This window comes from Salinifilum ghardaiensis, from assembly GCF_054491345.1.
In genome coordinates this window covers 1,263,999-1,282,070 of record NZ_CM137101.1, presented here as the reverse complement: position 1 = coordinate 1,282,070, position 18,072 = coordinate 1,263,999, and the positions used below count along the sequence as shown (strand labels likewise).

Annotated in this window: 17 protein-coding genes; 11 read left to right on the top strand and 6 right to left on the bottom strand. The window is 68.0% G+C overall.

The window, feature by feature from the left end; all coding sequences use genetic code 11:
* Window positions 1-109 precede the first annotated feature (109 nt).
* Window positions 110-535: a YciI family protein gene (locus ACVGV0_RS05775; protein WP_459158817.1), complete on the top strand. Its 426-nt coding sequence runs from the start codon at window positions 110-112 to the stop codon at window positions 533-535.
* Window positions 536-568: 33 nt separating this feature from the next.
* Window positions 569-1,855, top strand: a complete 1,287-nt coding sequence (locus tag ACVGV0_RS05770; protein WP_459159936.1) for an RNA polymerase sigma factor — start codon at window positions 569-571, stop codon at window positions 1,853-1,855.
* A gap of 636 nt (window positions 1,856-2,491) precedes the next feature.
* Here the strand turns inward: ACVGV0_RS05770 and ACVGV0_RS05765 are convergent.
* From ACVGV0_RS05765 to ACVGV0_RS05740, 6 genes are all read right to left on the bottom strand, one after another.
* The gene (locus ACVGV0_RS05765; protein WP_459158816.1) at window positions 2,492-3,553 is read right to left on the bottom strand and encodes an FUSC family protein; all 1,062 of its coding nucleotides are present in this window, start codon (window positions 3,551-3,553) and stop codon (window positions 2,492-2,494) included.
* Between the two features lie 324 nt (window positions 3,554-3,877).
* On the bottom strand, window positions 3,878-4,189 hold the full coding sequence (locus ACVGV0_RS05760) for a YrhK family protein (RefSeq protein ID WP_459158815.1): 312 nt from the start codon (window positions 4,187-4,189) through the stop codon (window positions 3,878-3,880).
* Window positions 4,190-4,429: 240 nt separating this feature from the next.
* Window positions 4,430-5,704, bottom strand: a complete 1,275-nt coding sequence (locus tag ACVGV0_RS05755; protein ID WP_459158814.1) for an ATP-binding protein — start codon at window positions 5,702-5,704, stop codon at window positions 4,430-4,432.
* 181 nt (window positions 5,705-5,885) lie between these two features.
* The gene (locus ACVGV0_RS05750; protein ID WP_459158813.1) at window positions 5,886-6,098 is read right to left on the bottom strand and encodes a hypothetical protein; all 213 of its coding nucleotides are present in this window, start codon (window positions 6,096-6,098) and stop codon (window positions 5,886-5,888) included.
* A gap of 286 nt (window positions 6,099-6,384) precedes the next feature.
* A complete protein-coding gene (locus ACVGV0_RS05745; RefSeq protein WP_459158812.1) occupies window positions 6,385-7,572 on the bottom strand; it encodes an NAD-dependent formate dehydrogenase in 1,188 nt (395 codons plus the stop codon).
* A gap of 119 nt (window positions 7,573-7,691) precedes the next feature.
* Complete coding sequence (locus ACVGV0_RS05740) at window positions 7,692-8,702, bottom strand: LysR family transcriptional regulator (protein ID WP_459158811.1); 1,011 nt, start codon at window positions 8,700-8,702, stop codon at window positions 7,692-7,694.
* Between the two features lie 110 nt (window positions 8,703-8,812).
* On the opposite strand from ACVGV0_RS05740, the gene ACVGV0_RS05735 reads away from it, so the two are divergent.
* From ACVGV0_RS05735 to ACVGV0_RS05695, 9 genes are all read left to right on the top strand, one after another.
* Window positions 8,813-9,214 carry a hypothetical protein gene (locus tag ACVGV0_RS05735; protein WP_459158810.1) on the top strand — a complete coding sequence of 134 codons (402 nt, stop codon included), beginning with the start codon at window positions 8,813-8,815 and terminating at the stop codon, window positions 9,212-9,214.
* Window positions 9,215-10,027: 813 nt separating this feature from the next.
* Window positions 10,028-10,648, top strand: coding sequence for a LysE family translocator (locus tag ACVGV0_RS05730; protein WP_459158809.1), 621 nt, complete (start codon window positions 10,028-10,030; stop codon window positions 10,646-10,648).
* Between the two features lie 442 nt (window positions 10,649-11,090).
* Complete coding sequence (locus ACVGV0_RS05725; RefSeq protein WP_459158808.1) at window positions 11,091-11,381, top strand: hypothetical protein; 291 nt, start codon at window positions 11,091-11,093, stop codon at window positions 11,379-11,381.
* A 34-nt stretch (window positions 11,382-11,415) separates the two neighbouring features.
* A complete protein-coding gene (locus tag ACVGV0_RS05720) occupies window positions 11,416-11,640 on the top strand; it encodes a hypothetical protein (protein WP_459158807.1) in 225 nt (74 codons plus the stop codon).
* Between the two features lie 274 nt (window positions 11,641-11,914).
* The gene (locus ACVGV0_RS05715) at window positions 11,915-12,073 is read left to right on the top strand and encodes a hypothetical protein (protein WP_459158806.1); all 159 of its coding nucleotides are present in this window, start codon (window positions 11,915-11,917) and stop codon (window positions 12,071-12,073) included.
* Window positions 12,074-13,658: 1,585 nt separating this feature from the next.
* On the top strand, window positions 13,659-14,291 hold the full coding sequence (locus ACVGV0_RS05710; protein WP_459158805.1) for a hypothetical protein: 633 nt from the start codon (window positions 13,659-13,661) through the stop codon (window positions 14,289-14,291).
* Entirely contained in the window at window positions 14,291-14,887 is a 597-nt protein-coding gene (locus ACVGV0_RS05705; RefSeq protein WP_459158804.1) for a hypothetical protein, read from the top strand. Before ACVGV0_RS05710 ends, ACVGV0_RS05705 begins: the two co-directional genes overlap by 1 nt.
* Window positions 14,888-15,051: 164 nt before the next feature.
* Entirely contained in the window at window positions 15,052-16,671 is a 1,620-nt protein-coding gene (locus ACVGV0_RS05700) for a DUF6531 domain-containing protein (protein ID WP_459158803.1), read from the top strand.
* On the top strand, window positions 16,607-18,046 hold the full coding sequence (locus ACVGV0_RS05695; protein WP_459158802.1) for an RHS repeat-associated core domain-containing protein: 1,440 nt from the start codon (window positions 16,607-16,609) through the stop codon (window positions 18,044-18,046). Before ACVGV0_RS05700 ends, ACVGV0_RS05695 begins: the two co-directional genes overlap by 65 nt.
* Window positions 18,047-18,072: the final 26 nt, after the last annotated feature.

Below are 18,072 nucleotides of genomic sequence, written 5' to 3'. Positions count from 1 at the left end.
CGGGAAAAATCTCGGGAACGGCCGCCGCCGGGTGTCGATTCCGGCCCCGCCCGTTCGACGCGCACGTGAGGGGCACGGCAACGGCCGCGACGCACCACGGGAGAACGCGATGAAGTACATGATGATCGTCAAGGCCAGCGACGAGTCGGAGGCGGGCGTGCTGCCCACCGAGCGGGAGCTGGCGGACATGACGGCGTACAACGAGGAACTCGTCAAGGCGGGGGTGATGCTCGACGGGAACGGCTTGCAGGAGAGCCGGACCGGCGCGCGGGTGAAGTTCTCCGGCGGGGGCGCCACCGAGGTCGTCGACGGCCCGTTCACCGAGGCCAAGGAGCTCGTGGCCGGGTACTGGATCCTCGACGTGAAGTCCCGCGACGAAGCCGTCGCGTGGGCCAGGCGCCTCCCGTTCGAGAGCGGCGAGGTGGAGATCCGCAAGGTCTTCGAGGAGGACGACTTCGGGGAGAACTTCACCCCCGAGCTGCGCGACTCCGAGCAGCGCATGCGGGAGCGGATCGCCGAGCAGCGCCAGCGGTAGTCCGCCTTGCCGCGCGGCCCGGCGAGTGCTCCCCTGTCCGTTGTGACGGCAGCGGGGGACGCCCACCGCGCGGTCGAGGCGGTTTGGCGGATCGAATCGGCGCGGTTGATCGCGGGTCTCGCGCGGATGACGCGCGATGTCGGCAGCGCCGAGGAGCTCGCGCAGGAAGCCCTGGTCGCCGCGCTCGAGCAGTGGCCCGAGTCGGGTGTGCCGGACAACCCGGGCGCGTGGCTCATGGCGATCGCCAAGCGGCGCGCGGTCGACCAGTTCCGCAGGCAGGAGCGCTTCGAGCGCAAGGTCGCCGAGATCGCCCGCGAGCTCGGGTCAGGGGACGAACCCGGAACCGAGCCCGCCGATCTCGGCGACGACCTGCTGCGCTTGCTGTTCACCGCCTGCCACCCGGTGCTGTCCACCGAGGCCAGGGTCGCGCTCACCCTGCGGCTGCTGGGCGGGCTCACCACCGCCGAAATCGCCCGCGCGTTCCTCGTCGCCGAACCGACCGTCGCCCAGCGGATCGTGCGCGCCAAGAAGGCGCTCGCGAAGAAGCGGGTGCCGTTCGCGGTGCCGCAGGGGGCCGAACTGACCGAACGGTTGTCCTCGGTGCTCCAGGTCGTCTACCTGATCTTCAACGAGGGCTACTCCGCCACGGCGGGCGAGGACTGGGTGCGCCCCGAGCTGTGCGCGGAGGCCCTGCGGCTCGGGCGGGTGCTGGTGCAGCTGATGCCCGAGGAGGCCGAGGCGCACGGCCTCGTGGCGCTCATGGAGATCCAGCAGTCCCGCACGAGGGCGCGCACGACCCCCTCGGGCGAGCCCGTGCTGCTGCTCGACCAGGACCGCGGCCGGTGGGACCAGCTGCTCATCCGGCGCGGGCTGGCCGCGCTCGCGCGCGCCGAGCGGCTGGCCGCCGCACCGGGGCCGTACGCGCTGCAGGCGGCGATCGCCGCCTGCCACGCGCGCGCCCGCACGCCCGGCGAGACCGACTGGAAGCGCATCAGCGAACTCTACGAGCAGCTCGCCGGGATCACCCCCTCGCCGGTGGTCGAGCTCAACCGCGCGGTCGCCGTGGGCATGGCCGACGGCCCGCGGGCCGGTCTGGAGCTGGTCGACGCGCTCACCGACGTGCCCGCGCTGGCGAGCTACCACCACCTGCCCAGCGTGCGCGGCGACCTGCTCGCCAAGCTCGGCAGGCACGCCGAGGCGCGGGAGGAGTTCACCCGCGCGGCCCGGCAGACCGGGAACGAGCGCGAGCGCGCCCTGCTGCTCGACCGGGCGGCGGCCCAGCAGGCCCGCGAGGACGACGACATCACGGCCGACCGTTGATCCGTGCGCTGGTGTGGAGCGAAGAGCGTTCCGGACGCCGGAGCGGCCCGTCGACGCTGAGCAACCCGCTTCTTCGGAGACATCTCGACCAAGGTGCCACGGGACGCCGTCCACCGGGCACGTCCCCGGCAAGCCCGTGCACCCGGAGTCGACGCCCCGGTCCCGCTCGCGGATGCGCGCTCAGGTCCGTTCGCGCACATCGCCCCACGACCACTTCCGCGCGTGCCAGACTGCGATGCCGCGCGGGTAGTCGTAGTCCCCGCGGTCGAAGTCGACGACGGCGCGCTGCAGGGCATTGCAGCTTCGCCGCGCAGCGGCAGCCAGTCCGTCGCTGATCTCGGGGGTTCTGCACCCGCAGCGCCCGACGCCGGCGCGGCGAGCGGGCCGTTGGGACCAGTTGCTCAGCCACTTCGTGGTTCAGGCGGGTGACTCGCAACTGGTGTCGCTGCTGCCGCGGATGCTGTCGAGGACAGCGGCGGGACCTACGCGAGCACCGACGACGAGAGCAGTCAGCGCTTCCAGCGCCTCAACCCACCCGGTGCGTCCGCCCGACCACTCTGCCCAGCGCTCCCGGCTTCGCGCCGAAGAGCCGGTTTCGACCGCACCGACCGGATGCGCAAGAGCGGACCACCGCGCTCATCCCGTGTCGCGGTTTCCCGCGGGCAGACGGCGGGTGCTCGCAGCCACGCCGATGCCCGCGGCAACTCCGATCAGAGTGTCAACGATGCGGTCGGCGAGGAGCGTCACGGGATCGACGGGATCAGCCAGCTGGGTCATCAACATGATCAGCGGGGTGAAGAACCCCAGCGCGATCCCGTAGTGGCGTGCCATGAACAGTTCTGTTGGAAACAGCAGCCCTATGACGAGAGCAGCGAGCACGCTGCTGCTGAAGCCGGGCCAGAGCAGCAGGGCGGTGACGGCGAGCCCCGCCAGCGTACCGAACACACGATGCATCCCGCGGTGGACCACACCGCGGACCTCGCACTGGGTCCGATCACGACCGTCAAGCGCAGCCAACGGCACCGCGGCGGAAATCATGGCCCAGTGGGCGTGGTCGTTCCCCAGAAACAGGCCGCACGTACCGGCAGCCCCGATGGCGAGCGAGTAACGGGCCGCGTGCACCAGCGCGGCGCGCGACCACAGCGTTCGCGATGGCCCGGTGCTGCTGGCGATGACCGTTGAGCAGGAACGGCACCCCAGGGCGCCGGTGAGACTGACGAGGATGCTGAACACCGCCGTCCCGGCGCAGATCACCAGCGCCAACCAGGCGGTGACTCGAACGGCGGGGACCGCTGCTGCGGCACCGAGCGCGAAAATTCCGAGGAAAGGACCCGCCGGTTTCAGTCCGAGCCTGCCCGTCACCAGTGAACCCGCAGCAGCGCACGCGCTCTCAACGGCCAGAAGGATCCACGGACGAGCGTGGATGGTGGACAGGAGTACGCCGATGGCTGCGCACGTCAGCAGGAGGGGGGCTGCTTGCGCTTGCTGCCTGAGACGAAGCGCGTGGGATTCGTCTCGTCCGTACATGCCGGTGAACGAGCCGAATGCAGCGTAGATGATGAGATCGGGTCGGCCTGCTACGAGCAGAGCGATCCCGGGGAAGAACAGCCCGACGGCAACCCGGCGGGCGTGCAGGTGGTCGTTCTCAGCGGGGCCGAGACTGACGAAACGGCGCACCTCCGCCAGTACCACGTGCACGGAGCCTCCGATCCTCGTGCGGACAGCAGTTCGCTGTTGCCCGCACTGGCTCGACGGCCGGCAACAGCGGGGGAACTACGGGCGTCCGCGAGACCGATCAGAACGGCTGCGCACCCGAACAACAGCTCGGCCTCGACAGGCGAAGTTTCGCCCCTGGCAACGTCGCGCCTCGTTCCTTCGGGAATTGCGACCAGTCTGTCCAACGCAAGCGCGAACGGCCAAGCGGAGTCGTCGACGAATCGATGGGGCGCGGCTATCACTCACCTGCGCCCGCCGTTCGAACGAGCGGCTCGCGCCGCAGACGCCCGCGGCCGCGCCGTCCTGCTAGAAGTCGTGGGCGGCGTCGGCGGTTCCGCGCGTCCGCGGGTGGAACCGCGCCAGGTGCACCCGGCGGACGAAGCGGATCGTGGGCCGGATCAGCATCTCGATGCTGCCGAGCACGAACAGCCAGGTTCCGGCGGTCATCAGCGCTTCGGAGAAGAAGAACAAGCTGCCGATGAGAAACCACGTTCCGATCAGCAGATCGTTGGCGATGCTGACGACTTCGTAGCGCTGGCGGACCACCAGCTCGTCGTGGCCGATGTGCAACACCGTGGTGCCGGCTCCGCCCTCGCCGGATGAGGATGGGGTGGACACAGGTATCCCTCCTTTCGCGCAGGCCTGGCAGTCGTCCCCTCCTGCGCTTCGCCGCCCCCGCTGTTCCCTTCCCGGAGCACCTCCGAATCGGGAGCTGCCCCTCCCGGCCGCGGCGTCGCTGCCGACGGTGTCACCGACGGCGTCTGAACGCAGCCCTCGGAACTCGGAGCGACTCGGGTTCCGACGGCGCGGGCGGACCAGTCCGCGAGCGCACTGCGCCGCCCGCGGGCGGCCGGCACGTCACAGCCGGGTGTAGGTGTCGATGTCCTGCTCGAACTCGGCGATGGCCTGCGCGGTCAGCGTCGGGCGGGTACCGGCGATCGCCTGCAAGTAGTCCTCCGTCGTGGCGAGTTCGCCGTCCGCTTCCAGCACGTCGCGCTCGAACGCGCTCTGGGCTCCCTGGCGGGCGGCGAACTCGATGTCCGCGGGCGTGAACATCTCCGTTCGCTCCACCAGCACGTCCAGGTCGACGTTGTCGCGGGCGGGGCCGAGGTAGCGCGACCAGATCGCCCGCCGCGCAGGCGGGTCCGGAGGTCCTACGGGGATGATGTAGTCGAACCGGCCCGGCCGCAGAAACGCCGGATCCAACGAGCGCACGGAGTTGGTGGCGCAGACCAGCAGCCGGTGGTCGTGCTCGCGGAAACCCGGGATCAGCTTGAGCAGCTCGTTGGTGACCCCGTGCTCGGGCCCCACCGCCGGCGTGGAGCGGACTCCGGCGATCTCCTCGACCTCGTCGATGAACAGCACCAGGTCGTCCAGCTCCTCCAGCTCCCCGAAGATCCCGCGCAACGAGGCCGCCAGACCGCCTTCGGAGGAAGCCGCCAACCGCGAGGGGAACAGCTCCACGAACGGCCACCCCAACCAGGAGGCGACCGCCTTGGCGAAGCTGGTCTTGCCGGTGCCGGGCGGGCCGAACAGGATGATGGCCTTCGGCGGCAGCACCCCGTGGCGTTCGGCCTGCTCGGGATGCGAGATCGGCAGCACGACACGACGTTCGATGACGTCCTTCTCCCGCTTCATGCCCGCGAGCGCGTCCCACCGCCCCGGGGGCAGCAGACCCCCGCCGAGACGTTCGAGCACGTCGAAGTCGGCCGGGTCGAGTTCCTCCACCTTCTCGAAATAGGTCAGGTCGGTGCGCGGCCTGTAACCGGAGTTCACCATCGCCCGGAACCCCGCCGCCCCTTCGGGCACGAGGCTGGCGATGCGGTGCACCCCCGAAGCGCGCAGCTTCTTCTCCAGCTCGGCCAGCAGTGCGCTGCCGATCCCCCGGTTGCGCCAGCGGGCGTCGAGGGCGAACAGCGCGAGCCACGCCCGCTCGCCCTCGATCTTGGCCGCCGCCATGCCGACGACTTCCTGCTCCACCACCGCGACCATGGCCGGATGCCCGGCCTGCGCCATCGACACGACCTCCGCGGCGGAGAAGACCGGCTCCGCCCCCTCCCTGCTCTGGTCCCAGACGTGGATCACCTGGTCCAGGTCGTCACCGTGGAAATCACGCACCCGCCACGCCGGCATTCCACAACCCTCCCCGTCTGTGCTGCACGGCCGAACGAACACCGGCCTCGCACCGGTCGCCCGAGGATCCTCCGACGACTGCCCGTCCGGAAGACCGCCGAGCGTTTCACCACAAGTTGTTGCGACGCACCCGCCGCACCCGGGTGCGTGCTCAGCACGCTCCCCGCTCCAGGAGGTTCGGTCAGTCCGGAGAAGGAGCGGTCAACGCCACGCCGGCCTCGGCCCCGTGCACTCGGAACACGGAACTTTCCTCGATGTACAGGTCGATCGACTCCGCGTCGTGGGCACCCCGTTCCACGGCATCAACAGCCTCGCGCGCGACGCGGACCTGGTCTTCCAGAACCCGCCAGGCCACCTCCGAGATCGGGGCCAGATCACGGTGCGAGTTGTTCATGACAGCGATTTCCTTGGACCTCCTCCCGGGGAATCGCATTCGTCACCACCACACCAGCCCCATGAGGTCGCCGCAACGCACTTCGGACATTCGCGGTTCGACAAACTCATCGGAACCGCGGCCACGGCAACGGGATTCGCACCGCACCGAACCGACCAACCGGTTTCACCGGGAACGGTGAAGCAGATCAGAAAATCGCGCCGACGGTGCTCGACCGCGACGCCCCACCCGCCCAGCACGAGACCACGAGGGGTCGGCGCAGCGCTGCGCGGACCGTTTTGGGGAACTACCCGCGACCACTGCCCGGGCTCGCGACATCATCGGCGGTGTAGGACTTCGCTCCGGTACCGGCCAGTTCACCTCCCTCGACGATCAGGTACACCTCGCGAATATCGCGGCCGGCGAAGAAGTCCTCGAGGATTTCCCGAGTGCCTGCGGCGTACCGGGCTTGCGCCGACAGGGTGGTGCCCGACACGTGCGGCGTCATCGCTTCGTGCGGCATGCTCCGCCACGGGTGGTCCGCGCTTGGTGGCTGCGGGTACCACACGTCGCCCGCGTAGCCGGCGAGTTGGCCCGACTCCAAGGCCTTGACCACCTCGTCGCGCACCACGATCTCGGCGCGCGCGGTGTTGACGATGTAGGCCCCTCTCCGCATCGAGCCGATGACCTCGGCGTCGAACAGGTGATAGGTCTGCGGATGCAGCGGGGCGTGGATCGAGACGACGTCGACGGACCTGGCCAGGGAACGCGCATCGGGGTGGTAAGTCAACCCGAGTTCGCGCTCTTGTTCGGCTGGCAAACGCTCCGGTGAGAAGTAGTGCAATCGTACGTCGAAGGGTGCCAGGCGCTGCATCACCGCGCGGCCGATCCGGCCTGCTGCGAGCACACCGACGTCCATGCCTTCCAGATCGTAGGCCCGCGCGACGGCGTCGGCGATGTTCCACCCTCCGTTGGCGACCCATTCGTGCGCTGGTAGGAAGTTGCGCACGAGCGCGAGGATCTGCATGACCGCGTGCTCGGCGACGCTGATGCTGTTGCTCCAGGTCACCTCGGCCACTGTGACGCCGGCCTTGATCGCGGCTTCCAGATCCACGTGATCCGAGCCGATACCGGCCGTCAGGGCCAGTTTGAGCTTCGGTGCTTTGGCGATGCGCTCGGCCGTCAAGTACGCGGGCCAGAACGGCTGGGAGATGACGACGTCCGCCTCGGGCAGCTCCTGCTCGAACACCGAATCCGGGCCGTCCTTGTCCGAGGTCACGACCAGCTCGTGGCCCTGGGATTCGAGGAACTCACGCAGTCCAAGCTCGCCGGAGACGCATCCGAGCAGCTGCCCGGGGGTGAACCCCAGCGCCGCCGGCGTCGGCAGCGGCTGCCCATCCGGGTAATCTCGCACAGTGGGCAGGGAATCCCGCGCGTACGCGGGCGGGTACCCGGTGACCGGGTCGGGGTACAGAACACACAGGATCTTGGACATGTGATCGTTCCTAGCGCAGAGCAGCCTCGAAAGCTTCCGTTGTCCGGAAGCAACTCGCAGTCTGGCGGACCGCGACTCGATGCGTCCAAGACGCAGTTCCGACGATGTGATAAGCAATGTCAATCGAGTCCGGAGCGACCGCCGTCATCTGCCTGCGAGCGTGGCCGGGCGGCGAGCGCATCACCGAAGGAAGCTCGCCGCGCGGTCTGCACCAGCGCGCGCGTCAGCACCGATCCAGGCTCCACGGCACTCGTGACGAGCGCGATCGGAGCGGTGATGGACGGATCGTCCAACTGCAGCTCGCATGCTCCCGCCGGGGAGCACAGCGTTCGCAACCAGGATTGCGGGACGATGCTGGCCCAGCGGCCCGTACCGACGTGCGCGAGCAACGCCACGACGGAGTCGGCCTCCAACTGAGGTGTCAGCGCGAGTCCCCGAGCGGTCAGCGCGTCATCGACGAGCTGGCGTCCGCGCATACCGCCATTCAGCAGGCAGATCGGCAGTTCCAGCGCATCTGACCAGCTGATGGAGTCCGTTCGTCCCGCGAGCAGTGCGCCGCTGGCGATGAGCACGTGCTGTTCTTCGTACAACGGCGTCACCAGGAGATCGCTCGTGCTGTGCCCATCCAGGTAGATGACGCCGGCATCCAGCTCGAACCGATGGATTCGTCCGATGATTTCGTCCGACCGCAGACTCGTCTCAAGCTGCACGTGCACCAGCGGATGCTCGGCGCAGAAGGGGTCGGTGAGCAGGGCTACGGTGCTGGCAGCAGCCGGGATCACCCCGAGGTGGAGCTCGCCGGTGAGGCCTGTCCGCAGCGCTGCTACCTCCTGTCTGAGGGCATTGTGGTCAGCGAGGATGCGCCGCGCCCACAACACGAGCCGTTCGCCTTCCGGAGTGAGGCCTTCGAAGCTGCGTCCTCGCCGGATCAACGGGACCTTCAGCTCGTGCTCCAGCTTGCGGATCGCCTCGGACAGCGCTGGTTGGGACACGTAGCAGGCGCTCGCAGCGCGGGCGAAGTGGCGCTCCCGAGCGAGCGCCACGAAGTACTCCAGCTGACGGAATAGCATGCCCCATTTGAGCACGTTACGGCTTGCTGGGAGCCAGGACGGTCGCAGCCCGACCGGCACTCGAACGAGCCTGGGCCCCGCTGGATTCCAGGCCGAGCCGCGCCCCGAAAGCCCAGATCGCAGAGCTTTCCCGGGCAACCCAGTTGAGACGCTCGCTGCATACTGGCTCCATGATGTTCCGTCGCTACAACTGGTGGTTGGCAAAGGACGTGTGGGACGTGGTGCGCGCGGTGAGCCCGACGCACTTGCACCTGCGGAACCGTCTGGGAAAGGCCCTCCTGGCCACGCTGATCGTGGATATCGCCGGCAGCGGAGCCATGCTCCTCGCGGAAGGCGACGCACCGTCAACGGCGTTGCACAGCTTCGGCGACGCCCTGTACTGGACAACCTCGCAATTGACGACGCTCTCGTCGACGATGCCGAATCCGATCACCGGAGCGGGGCAAGTCATCTGCGTGATCATCAACGTGTACGCGATCACCGTGGTCTCGACGCTGGCCGGCATGTTCGGCGCGTTTTTCCACCGGCGCGGAGAGGAACGCGATCCCCTCCGCGGTCATACTTCCAACTGATCGTTGTGGAATTCCGAGATCGATGCCCTCCGATACCGCAACTGCGCTCAGAGCGAGTAACCTGCAGGCGAACCGGGCTACTCGTTCGTGGAAGCCGATCGCCATCGGCCGCGGCATCGGTGGTCAGCTCTGGAGCCACATGTGCGACACCGCCCGCGGACAGGGTTTCCCCCAGAGCAACATCGAGGCCGACCGCGACGCCGCTCCCTTCTACCGGTCGCGCGGAGCCGAGCTCGTCGGCGCTGTCGCTTTCGGCTCGACACCTGGTCGAAAAATGCCCTGCTCAGGTACTTCCCGCCCGAGCACCCGCAGGGGCCTTGTCAGGTCGTTTACGCAGGAACTTCCGTGGCGGAACCTCCTGCACGGCCCTCGCTCCGGGTGCTCGACCTCGAGCAGCGACGCGGCGAAGTGCAGGACGCTCGGCACCAACAGCGTCCACAGTGGCTGCTCCTCGGCACCGGCGTCCCGGGGGGAGACCGTGCCACCGTCGGTGACCACCACGAGCACCGCACTCGCGGCGAGTGCACCCGCCCCCGACGGGGGCGGCGGTGTCCATGTGGGATGGGACGGGTGCCCCCGCCCGCCGCTGTCCCGCACGTGCTGAACCACCCGAGGAACAGCAGCCGGCTGAGCCGCAGGAGCGTCCGGGACGGGTGCCGAACGCCTGCCAGAGCTGCTGGCCGTGCTGGGCGTGGTTCTCACCGGGAGCTCGTTGAGGATCTCGGGGAGCCCTGCGCTCGGAGGCCCTTCCGCGGGGGTCGTAAGCCCGGTCGGCCCGCTCCTCGCGGAGGTGCGGCTGCGAGACTGAGTCCCGTGCTCGTGCAGTTCCTCGCGGCGGTCGGCGTGCTGGCCGTGCTGACCGTGGTGCCCGGTCCGGACATGGCCCTGGTGACGAAGCGGGCCGTCGGCTCCAGCTGGCAGGACGGCTTGCGGACGGTCGGCGGTATCACCGCCGGGTTGCTGGGCTGGGGAGTGCTGTCCGTGGTGGGGCTGGCCGCGGTCCTGGCCGCGTCCGCGGCGGCCTTCACCGTGGTCAAGGTGGCCGGGGCCGCCTACCTGGTCTTCCTCGGGGTCCAAGCGCTGGTGCACAGCCGCCACGGCCACTCAGCGGCTCCGGCACCGGCCGAGTCCTCCCCGGAGGGCAACCCGTGGCGGACCGGCCTGGTCTGCAATCTCCTCAACCCCAAGATCGCCGTTTTCTACACCGGTCTGCTGCCCACGCTCGCGCCGTCCGGGCTGTCCCCGCACGTCGGGATGTCGGTGCTGGTGCTGCTGCACGCAGCACTCACCCTGGTCTGGCTCAGCGGATACGTGCTGCTGCTGGCCAGGGCCCGCGCGTTCTTCGAACGGCCCGCCGTCCGCAGGGCCATGAACCGGGTCACCGGGGTCGTGCTGATCAGCTTCGGCGTGCAGGTCGCCACCTCCCAGCACTGACGCCCTCCGCGCTCCCCGAGCGGAGCGCTGCGCCCGGTCTCCGGCTCCGAGGCGGATCCGCTGGAAGCCGACCTCCGGGACCGGGGGAGCGAGCTGTCGGAGTTCGCCGACCAGCTCGGCCACTCGAAGGTGTCGACCCCCAGGACGTCCGCACGGGCCGCCGGGGCCGCAGCCACCGGGCGGGCAAAGCGCTGAGCCTCGTGGAGTGCTTCGAGGGGTGATCTCAGGAAAGACCTGGTGGTGATCGTGCCGCTCCCGCTCGGCAATCCTCTCACCTGGATGAGTGGTGGGGCAGGTCGGATTTGAACCGACGACCTGACGGATCGTGCGACATGTTTGCCGCCGTGTGGGGGTCCGCACTCGGCGCCACGTTCGTTTCGGCGTCGCAGATATCGAGGAGTCCTGATTCTGGCGCTGATCGACCTCGAAAGCGGTGTATTTGGTGCTCGCTGACTGGCTGACGGAGTGGATGGACCGGACCGCGGGCTTGCTCTTGATCGCGAGTCTTGCTGCGCTGACCATCGCTGTTGTTCTGGGAGCAACGCACCGGACAGGACCGCGGTCGGTCGTGCGGCGACTCGCAGCAGCGCTGACGTCGACGAACTGGTGGCGGCTCGTCGCGGTCATGCTCTTGAGCGTTTACATGTTCGTGCTGCCGCCCAGCAGCGTGTGGTCGGTGATTGTGCTGTTCGCAAGCGCGCTGGTGCTCATGGGAGCGGGGTTGGTCAGCTGATCATTTCCATGTCAACCAGGACTAACATGGTGCTATGGTGATGTCCGCTCTCTCGATGTATAATTCATTGGACATTTATACCGAAAATGACGCTGGTTTCTCGGATGAAGCTCATCCGCTTCCTTGTGTTTATGTTTATTGCAACCCTAGCGATGAATATCTTGAGGTGGTGGCTAGGGCGGCCCTTTGGGTTAGCGGCTGGTGTTACTTTGATCGCGGTCGCGCTAATTTTTATGACAACTCCATGGCGCAAAATTAGAAAAGCAGGCGCCGAGGAAGGCGAATAAGAAGGATTGCGGTTTCGAGTTTTGCTTTTTCGGTGAGCAGTACATAGTTGGTCATGCTGAATATCCGGGCGAGCCGTAGAAGCAAGCGCGACCGCACCGCCTCCTAGACGCGCTTCGGTGGTCGTACTCCCATGCCGATCATGGCCGTGGTGTCCTAGCGTGACGGGTATGGCCGGGCGTGCGAGGAGCGGACAGTTCCCGAGGGGTCGAGTCTGGGGTGGCGTGCTCGGTGGTGGAGCGGCCTTCGTGCTGTACTTCCTCACCATCCTGCTGCAGGCCCTGGGAGCGGACCGTCCGATGCGCCTCTTTGCGGGTTTGGTGGCGATGGCGCTGCTGAGCCCGATGCTCTTCTACCTGAATCGACGCCTCCGAGCACACAGCGATCAGCCGCAGGCTGAGTCGTAGGAGCCTCGGCATGAATGCCAGACGCCGGGCGGAACTATTGTCTGCACTGGGCATGGCGCTCACCGGTAGCGGGTTGATCATCCCCGCTCTCCCCGTGTTGGGAGGCCCCTCCGAGGGAGCTGTGAGTCCGTTCGTGCGGCTGGTCGTGGGCAGTTTGAGCCTCGTGTGTGCGTTGGGCATCATCCTCTGGAACCTCAAGAAACGGGACTAGGTCCTGCGTTTCCTGCTGCGACGCATCCACAAGCAGGTGAGCCAGCGCTACCCGGAACTCAGACGCCTGGGGCCAGACGTGTTGGACCGGGCCTCGCCAACGTTGACGTCCAGTGACCGCGCTCCCATTCCGATCACGGTTGTGAGGTCCCTAGTCTGCGGGAGTGGTGGCCTGGCAGAGGAGAACGATCAGGAGGTGGCACGCTGCTGCCTGCGGGGTTTTCGGTGGGGCTGTCGTCCTCGTTCAGATTTCCTTCGATCTCCACGGTTTCATCGGAGCATGTGCCCTGGTATGGGTCTTCGCGCTACTGCGTGTCGCCGAGGAGTACGTGCAGCGAAGGTACGGCGAGCGTGACGAGCCGTTGGAGACTGACTAGTACTGGCCTGTGAGCTCGTCTCGCTCTCTGCGCCACGCATCCACAAGCGGGCGAGCCAGCACGCCCGGGACAGCATGGTCGCCCGTCGGTTGTGGCCCTGGGGGACCCAGCTGCGCAGCGCAACCACACGTTCCTTGGACGGCGCGCCCCGGCGGCCACCCGAGCCACGTACGGATCCGGCCGCCCGCCGGGCCACCTACGAGGCTCGACGGCGACCCAGCTGCCAGCCGCAAGCGAGCGTAGTTCAGCTGCACCCAACGGCGGCCTCGGGAGATGCTTGACACCCCGGTCTCACCTGATGCTTGACAGGTGCCTGATCGGTTGGCTGCTGCGTGGCGCCGCTGAGCGCCGCGTAGTGAGAGCTCGGGGTGGCACCGGTCCTCTCGCCCGTAGCCGACCAGGGTTCCTGTCGGTCGCTCACATTATCAGGCGATGGAGCCGACGGTGGCGAGACGCGGAGCAACCGTGCGCGTCCCCTGGTCAGCTCGTACACGGACCGGACGGGTCGTTACGTGCCAGCGGTCGGATCGTTCGGTGCACTTCCGGACTTTCCACGGCGAACCTCTACCCGAGCGATGATTGACTCCTCTGTCGTAGCTGGGTATCGGGGCCGTGCTGCTCCATGCGGTTGATTTTCTTCCGCATCGCCAGGCGTTTGTGGCGCCGGTGTCGGGGGTGGGTTTCGGCTGGCCAGGCCGGTTGGAGTGTCGTGTGTGGACTGATCAGGTCCGTGGGGCACTCGCGGCCGGGTGGCGTTGACGTTTCCGCGGGCAGGACTACGGTCGGTCGTGGGTTCGATGAGCTGCGCAACCGCTCCTCGCTAGGGTGCTGTCACGGTTTTGTGCTGGTGGGAGGCCAGGCACTGCGGTGTCTGACCGGGTGTGTGACAGCCCGCGCTGATCGAACTCTGACGACACTGCGTGTTGCCACGTTCTCGTCGCCACGGGGATACGTGTGTCCTGTGTGCAGCGAGGCCGTGGCCTTGCTGAGGAGGCGACATGACCACGACGACATGTCCGACGGGTGATTCCAGTGCGCAGCGGGCGACCGCGCTGGAGCGCGACCTCGAAAACTTGCGCAGCGAGTGGCAGGCCTGGCAGGCCCAGTTGGGCGAGTGGCAGAGCTACACGCCGCCGTTGGACAGCCTGGGCCAGTCCGGCGACCAGCGCATCCCGGTCAATCTGGGTACCGGCGGCAGTCGGAACGGTTGGTATATCCGGGTGGGTGAGCGGTTGCACCTGCGGGTGGCGTTCGGGTGGGGCCAGCCGCCGTTCGATGCCGGGCCGGGCCGGGTGATCACGGAGTTGCCGCCGGGGCTGAGCACACCCGCCTCTGGTGGGAATCATTACCTGCACACGCACCTGTGGACCACCAGTGGCACCGAGGGGTTCATGGACTGGGCCGGTTCGGCGTTGATCCACCCCGGCGCGCCGACGTGGCTGCAGCCGATGTTTCCGTTCAACAAGGTTGATGCGCGGTTGGGTTTTTACACCATCGCCGGGCCGACGGCCGGCGACAACGCCAACAGCGTGCCCTACATCGCCAGCGGCTTTCCCGAGGGCGGCACCCTGGTCATCCAGGGCACGGTGCAGCTCGAGCCGGAAGCGGCGCAGTCGGCGGGGTGGGTGTGATGAGCCCTGCCACGACCTGCTCCTCCGGCGAGCCCACGAGCCAGCGGCTGACCGCCCTGCGGCGCGAGTACGAGCAGCTGCGGGCCGACTTCGCCGCCTGGCAAGCCCAGCTCGGCCAGTGGCAGACCTACACCCCGCCGCTGTACAGCCTCGGAGCTTCCGGCACCCAGCAGATCCCGGTCAACCTTGGATCCGGTGGGCAACGCCGCGGCTGGTTCCTGCGCATCGGCCAGCGGCTGCACCTGCACTGCGAGTTCCGGTGGGGCAGCCCGCCGTTCGATGCCGGCCCGGGCCAGGTCGTGTCCGAACTCCCGCCGGGGCTGCGCACCCCGCCGGAGCGCAACCACTACCTGCACAACCACCTGTGGACCACCAGCGGTGGCAACGCCGACTGGTGGGGCTCGACCCTGCTGCACCCGGATGCGGTGCGACTGCAACCGATGTTCTCGCTGGCCCGCGGGGATGTGCGGCTGGGCCGCTACACCATCGCCGGGCCCAACGCCGGTGACCGCGCCTGGAGCGTGCCGGCCATCCCCGGCGGCTGGCCCGAAGGCGGGCTGCTGGAACTGTCCGGCACCATCTCCGTCCTCGATTGACGGTGCCGGGAGGCACGGCAACACCGGTGTGACGTCCATCCGCGCACCGCGGTGAGCAGGAAGTGCCCGATTCGAAGCGGCTCCCACAGCATCCGGTACGCGGTCCCGCTTTCCCGACTTTCCGTTGTTACGCGTTGTTTCGCACCTGGGAGGTGTGTGTCGCCATGTCCGCTCCGATCCACACGCAGCAGGCCAGTGGTGGTGAGTTCCTCGGCGTGCGCCCGTGGTATCCGCTGGAGCGCCATCCGATCTCGGATCGCATCGAAGTGCTGGTGCACCTGTCCACGGGCAACCTCGTGGTGCACGTGCGGGACCTGACCATCGAGGGGCGCTGCGATTTCGCGTTGAACCTGAACCACACGTTCAACGCCCAGGCCCCGGCGGTGTTACCGCCGGGGGCGATCGAGCCGAGTTTCGGCACCCATTGGGCCAGCCTGCTCGACACGCATCTGTATGCCGATACTGGCGGGGCGCGCACCCTGGTCGATCCCACCGGCTGGTATGCCTCGTTCTTGCCGGACGGTAGTGGTGGGTGGATCAGCCCGGCCGGCATCAACGCCACCCTGCACACCGAACCCGACACCACGTTCCGCCTGGTCTTCCACGCCAACGACGAAGTCTGGCGTTTCGACAGCTCCGGGTTGTTGACGAGCCAGGCCTGCCGCAACGGGCAGACCATCACCATCGCCCACCGCGGTGACGGGCGGGTGGAGACGATCACCGACACCCGCGGGCGGGTCACCACGCTGCACTACGACGCCCAGGCCCAGCTGCAGGCGATCGAAGACCCCACCGGGCACGTCTTCGGCGCCTATGTGCACGACACCGACGGGCGGCTGCTGCGGTTCGACGACCGCGGTGGCAACACCACGTTCCTCACCTACGACGCCGACGGCAACCTGACCGAGCTCATCGATCCGAACGGGCACACTTGGGCCGCCGAGTACGACACCAGCAACCGGGTCACCGCGTTGCACGAACCCCTGCCCGGCGGGGCCGCGGTGGCCACCTGGGCTTATGTCTACGGCACCGACACCACCGCGGTGACCGACCCGAACAGCAACACCTCGACGTTCACCTTCGACGCGCTGCACCGGCAGATCGCGGCCACCGATGCGCTCGGGCACGCCCGTGGCACGACGTGGACAGCCAACCACGACGTCAACACCACCACCGACCCCACCGGGGCCTCGGTCACGTACGACTACGACGCGACGACGAACAACCTCATCGGCACCGAGTTGCCCACCGGCGCAGCCACGGCCATCGACTACACCGACACGAACCACCCCTACCAGCCCACGTCCGTGATCGACCCGCAGGGCATGCAGGTCGACTTGGACTACGACGATGCGGGCAACCTGCTGTCGGCCTACAACGCCAACCTCGGCATCACCGTCGTGGCCTACACCTACAACCCGGACGGCACGGTGGCCACCCGCACCGACGGCAAAGGCGCGGTGACCAGCTACGACTACGACGCCCTGGGCCAGCTCACCGCGGTGCACCCGCCGGACCCGCGCGGGGTGGAGCACTACACCTACGACGTGCTCTCGCGTCCGGAGACCGTTACTGACGGCACCGGCACCGTCCTCGAGTACTCCTACGACCTGCTCGACCGGCTCATCGAGATTGCCGATGTGACCGGCGGGATCCGGGACGTGCGTGAGGCCCGCAGTTACGACCGCAACGGCAACCTCACCGCCACCCAATCACCGAGTGCGCGGGTCGACTACACCTACACCCCGCGGCGGGGTGCAGTCGCAGCGCAGCACCACCGGTGACGTGCTCGAGACCGTCGGCTACGGCTACGACCCGGCCGGCAACCTCACCTGGCTGCAACAGCCCTGCGCCACCGTGCGCTACGGCTACGACGCGGCGCATCGGTGCACGACGCTGACCCTTCCCGACGGAGCCGTGGTCACCTTCGACTACGACACCGCCAACCGCCGCACCGACGCCCACCACCCCGGCGGATTCCATCAGCACACCGACTACGACGCCGCCGGCCGTGTCACCGCCGTCGAAGCCCGCGATGCCGCCAACGTGCTCCTCGACCGCAGCACCTACCGCTACGCCACCGACACCGGCGACGACTCCACCCTCATCCGCGAGATCACCGGCTGGTTCAGCCCCCATCCCACGGGCCAGCCCACGCTGTGCAGCTACGACGGGCTCAACCGGCTGGCCCAAGCCGGGCCCTATGCCTACACCTTCGACGCGGCCACGAACCTGACCAGCACGAACGAGCACACCTTCACCATCAACGCCGCCGACGAATACACCCACATCGATGCCACCCGCCTCGGCTTCGACCGGGCAGGGCAGCTCACCGCCGACGAGCAGCAGGTCGTCTCCGAGTACAGCCCGACGCACCAGCTCACCGGCACCGCCGGCCCCGAAGGGCGGCTGGCCGAACTGGCCTACGCCACCGCCGATGCCACCCAACTGCTGGAAGGGCTCTACGGCACCGCCAACGGCACGATCCACGACACCTACACCCACACCGCCCTGGGCCTGGGTGCCTACACCCGCGACGGGGTGCGCACCACCATCGTCCGCGACCCCGAGGGCCGGCTCATCACCGTCGACACCCTCGCAGGGGCCCGCCACATCCCCCACACCGACCCGCAAGGCACCGTCCACGCCCTGCTCACCCCCGAGGGCCAAGTCGCCGGCACCTACACTTACACCCCCTACGGCGAGCCCACCCCCACCGGCCAAGCCGCCCTCGACAACCCCCTGCGCTGGCTCGGCATGCTCCAGGACCCCCACGGGCGCTACCACCTCGGCCACCGCTACTACCACCCGCACCACGCCCGCTTCACCCAACCCGACCCCAGCGGGCAAGAACTCAACCCCTACACCTACGCCTTCGGCGACCCCATCAACCGCAGCGATCCGACGGGGTTGGCTCCTCCGATACCCTTCATTGCGGGTTTCGCAGTGGGCACTCTTATCGCTCTAGGTGCATATTGCACTATCGGTGCGGTCGAAAATATAGCTGTAACTTTGGCTGACAAGTTAGCCTTCGAGCAAAGGATCCCAACTCAGGATGAAGTCATATCGGCCGCTAGAAGCGGGTGCATTTTTGCCGGACCGGTTAATTTCCTGTTGAGAAGGGCGCTCGTAGGAATAGGGATTGGCGCAGGGTCATGATTCATGACACCTAGCGGACAAGGGCC

Excerpts from the sequence above, each read along its gene's own strand:
- ACVGV0_RS05775 (WP_459158817.1), top strand. The coding sequence starts at position 110 with ATGAAGTACATGATGATCGTCAAGGCCAGCGACGAGTCGGAGGCGGGC.
- ACVGV0_RS05735 (WP_459158810.1), top strand. The coding sequence starts at position 8,813 with ATGATGTTCCGTCGCTACAACTGGTGGTTGGCAAAGGACGTGTGGGAC.
- ACVGV0_RS05750 (WP_459158813.1), bottom strand. The coding sequence starts at position 6,098 with ATGAACAACTCGCACCGTGATCTGGCCCCGATCTCGGAGGTGGCCTGG.
- ACVGV0_RS05710 (WP_459158805.1), top strand. The coding sequence starts at position 13,659 with ATGACCACGACGACATGTCCGACGGGTGATTCCAGTGCGCAGCGGGCG.
- ACVGV0_RS05720 (WP_459158807.1), top strand. The coding sequence starts at position 11,416 with ATGGTGATGTCCGCTCTCTCGATGTATAATTCATTGGACATTTATACC.
- ACVGV0_RS05745 (WP_459158812.1), bottom strand. The coding sequence starts at position 7,572 with ATGTCCAAGATCCTGTGTGTTCTGTACCCCGACCCGGTCACCGGGTAC.
- ACVGV0_RS05705 (WP_459158804.1), top strand. The coding sequence starts at position 14,291 with ATGAGCCCTGCCACGACCTGCTCCTCCGGCGAGCCCACGAGCCAGCGG.
- ACVGV0_RS05755 (WP_459158814.1), bottom strand. The coding sequence starts at position 5,704 with ATGCCGGCGTGGCGGGTGCGTGATTTCCACGGTGACGACCTGGACCAG.
- ACVGV0_RS05700 (WP_459158803.1), top strand. The coding sequence starts at position 15,052 with ATGTCCGCTCCGATCCACACGCAGCAGGCCAGTGGTGGTGAGTTCCTC.